Genomic DNA, 469 nt, shown 5'->3' with positions numbered 1-469 from the left:
CGACAGACTACATCCTTCGTGTAGATGCTACCAAATACTCCCTGGATGTTCCCGATGCTTTTTCACCCAATGGAGATGGCATTAACGATGAGATTTATCCGCAAGGATGGGGAGTGGAGTCCTACGAGGAGTTTAGAATTTACAACCGCTACGGGGAGTTGGTATTTACCGGAACACCCGATAATCCCGCCTGGGATGGAACCATAAACGGAAAGCCCGCTGCAGTTGACACCTATTACTTTGTGGTAAGGGCCAAGATGTTTGATAAACGCATTAGAGAAATCCTACACGGAGAGTTTAGGTTGATTAGATAAAAAAAGGGCGAAAGCCCTTTTTTGCTTATTGGCGAATTGGCTTATTGGCTAATTAGCACGCCCGCGGCCTTGGCTTTTTACGTTGTAATCAAGGCGGTCATCCCGATTGCAGCGAAGCGGAAAGAGGGATCCCGTAAGCCATATTCGAATTCAGG

At 47.1% G+C, this 469-nt stretch carries 1 protein-coding gene; it reads left to right on the top strand.

The features are described 5' to 3' along the window. The coding region (locus FRX97_RS12170; protein WP_147015494.1) for a T9SS type B sorting domain-containing protein at window positions 1-314 on the top strand (314 nt) is incomplete at its 5' end. Window positions 315-469 lie beyond the last annotated feature (155 nt).

It is taken from the genome of Luteibaculum oceani (assembly GCF_007995015.1).
Lineage (GTDB): Bacteria > Bacteroidota > Bacteroidia > Flavobacteriales_D > Luteibaculaceae > Luteibaculum > Luteibaculum oceani.
Note: the sequence above shows the minus strand (reverse complement) of the source record. Positions and strands in the feature narration are given on the sequence as shown.